The organism is Paramesorhizobium salinisoli, assembly GCF_003335045.1.
In the GTDB taxonomy this organism is placed as follows: domain Bacteria; phylum Pseudomonadota; class Alphaproteobacteria; order Rhizobiales; family Rhizobiaceae; genus Paramesorhizobium; species Paramesorhizobium salinisoli.
Map to the genome: position 1 here is coordinate 1 of NZ_QOZG01000080.1, position 1359 is coordinate 1359.

The following is a 1359-nucleotide window of genomic DNA, read 5'->3' on the forward strand; positions in this document are numbered from 1 at the left end:
CTGTATGATCGCGGCCTCCAGTTCGAACCGCCTTGCCAGTAGCTGGTCCTTGATGATGACCTCCGTCTCCCCCAGACCTGTCTTGTTGCCAACGCTGAGAGAATAGAGTTCGTCGCCGCTGCGCACGAAAGCGCCTTCGGTAACTGCTTCGCTGACGACGCGGCCTGACTGAGGGGCGAACACATGCGTTATGCCGGCGCTCGGGATGACCAGTCCTGAAACACGAACGCGACGTGTATATTCCCCAAAAATGAAAATGGCGGCGATCATCGCAACGGCAAGAATGCCGGCTCCGGTGGTAATCTGAACTGAAATGGGCTGCAGCAGTCTCGGCCGCCCCAGCCACGCCTCTCGCCTTGCCGCAAGCGCTTCGGGGCGATAGAGCGGCCTTGTCCTGACTTCATTACTCATCAAACGCTCGGTTCTTTAAAATACCTGATCCTGACCGTCTTGTGACAAGGGGGTCAATTCACCGTGATTTAAGAATGGTTATTGCTTTTTCAGAAGTTAAATAAAGGTATGCGATAATAATATCTGACGCAAAAAACAATATTGGTATGAAAATGTAGTATTTTAGCTCAAGAGTCGGCATAGTATAAACAAAACTATTATAAAGGGCGTGCCATATTGTGCAAAATGCTAGCGACGTTTTTAGAAATGCGGTTCTTAGGTAAATATAGCTCGTTGCAACATGAAAGAAGTTAGTAAAAAAAAGGACAATAATTCCTCCTACGAATACTGTTGACCTAGTTCCACCTAACTCTTCGATATGGCCAGTTACCATTGGTAAGTAAAAAATACCCTCCAGAACGGCAAACAGAAAAATGCTTGCAACAGTATTTCTAGTGTTCATGCATGATCTTACAACTAAGACTTTGATTATCTCTTCAATAAAGGCAAACAATAGTATTTGAAATGTCATTGCAAATGTCCGGTACTATTGTTCGCCGAATAGACGCTAGTTTCCGTGCCCACCAGAACCGCCATTCTGGTTGCCAGCACGATTGCCACTGCGGTCACGGTTGCCAGCATCTCCTTTGCCAAACCCACCATAGTCACCCATAGCTGTATAACCCGTTGAGTCCGGGGTTCCTCCGCCTTGGTAAATGCGTCCCAGTGCGCCTTTGATATTATTGTAAGCAATCCCTACAAGTGATTTATCAAATCCGATGTTATTGCCCGGCAGTTTCGATGCTTCAACTTGACCATCGAAGCTGTATCCGTTTCCGGCGCCTACTCCCGCGCCCTTGCCACGAGATTGCGCACCAGAAGAGGACCCGCGTCCGCCGCTATAGGCATCGCTGTGATCACCTGAATCAAGTCTACCGCCACCGCCAACGACGATGGCCATTTCCTCTA

Annotated in this window: 2 pseudogenes; both read right to left on the reverse strand. The window is 48.4% G+C overall.

The window, feature by feature from the left end:
- A pseudogene (locus tag DUT91_RS24960) lies at positions 1–411 on the reverse strand (HlyD family secretion protein); the annotation flags it as partial.
- Between the two features lie 547 nt (positions 412–958).
- Positions 959–1359: pseudogene (locus tag DUT91_RS25715) on the reverse strand (hypothetical protein); the annotation flags it as partial.